Source organism: Yokenella regensburgei (assembly GCF_051486985.1).
In the GTDB taxonomy this organism is placed as follows: domain Bacteria; phylum Pseudomonadota; class Gammaproteobacteria; order Enterobacterales; family Enterobacteriaceae; genus CBFFRJ01.
Genome location: NZ_JAHVDV010000086.1, coordinates 1 through 1,208, shown reverse-complemented (window position 1 = coordinate 1,208; position 1,208 = coordinate 1). Strand labels below are relative to the sequence as shown.

At 55.8% G+C, this 1,208-nt stretch carries 1 protein-coding gene; it reads right to left on the bottom strand.

The window, feature by feature from the left end:
- Positions 1–22 precede the first annotated feature (22 nt).
- Positions 23–982 carry an IS110 family transposase gene (locus KXR87_RS23525; protein ID WP_437434586.1) on the bottom strand — a complete coding sequence of 320 codons (960 nt, stop codon included), beginning with the start codon at positions 980–982 and terminating at the stop codon, positions 23–25.
- Positions 983–1,208 lie beyond the last annotated feature (226 nt).

Here is a 1,208-nt window from a genome sequence, read left to right as displayed (position 1 = left end):
GGGAGAGATACCGTCTTGCGGTTCAGGCCGCAAGCGGTATCTCAGCGTCGAATATGCGACCCGATTTCACTACGCCATAAGCCAGTTGCAACAGCTTTCTCATTCCCGCGCAGACCTGCTCTTTCCCTGATTTTCCTCGTTCAGCCAGCCGCCCCATCAGGCTCTTCACCACTTCGTTATATCTGCCCGCGACGATGGCAGGCATGTACAACGCGCTACGTAACTCTCCCTGCCCCACCTTCGATATCCGGCTTTTCCCTTTCCACAACCCCGATTCACAGCGCCGTGGATTCAGTCCTGCATACGCCACCAGCGCCTTGCTGCTACTGAACCGGCGCAGGTTTCCCGCATATGCCAGCAGGCTGGCACTCAGCATATCTCCCACGCCCGGAATGCTCTTCAGCAGGGCTTTATCACGCTTCAGATCCGGGTTGTCGTCGATGTGCTGATTGATTTTCTTCTTCGTCTCTTCTATCAGCGCATCCAACTGGGCGATATGTTCAGTCAGGGACGCAAGGATGACCTCTTCAGCCCCTTCCAGCCGGTTTTCCTCCATCTGGCGCATCTCTTCCAGATTTTTCAGATGGCGGACCAGCGCAGTCAGTTGCCGCTCGTACAACGGCGCCGGGAACCAGGCCGATGGCTKATGCAGGGCGCAGTAACGCGCTATCAGCGCAGCATCACCTTTATCCGTCTTATTGCGGGTCAGTTCAGCCTTGCCAAAAGCGCTGATGCGCGCCGGATTTTCGAGGCTTACCCTGCAACCGTTATCAGCCAGCAGAGTGGCAAGTTCAGTGCTGTAGCAACCGGTGGCTTCCATGCAGACATGGCAGTCGCCAAAGCGCTTCAGCCAGGCCAGGAACTCGCGCGCCCCGGAAGAGGTATTCGCGAATTTTTTAGTTTTGTATTTCTGATTAGGAAGCAGAACGGCAACATCAAATTTGAGTTTGGCGATATCCACGCCGACAGGAACAAGATTCATGATGGCACTCCGTAACCTTATGACAATATCGCCGGACCATCCTTATATGTGGGTGCTCAGGGCACAGGATACCGTTCGGTCTTGAGGCGACAGGGAAACAGGTGACCGGGGCATAATCTCTCCCACGGGCTCAGAGGCACCAGGGCCAGGGGATGCTCACCGGTCACCTCCCGATGATCAGTCGGGGATCTTCTCCGGCTGAGCGGAGAAGATCAAGACATAAGGG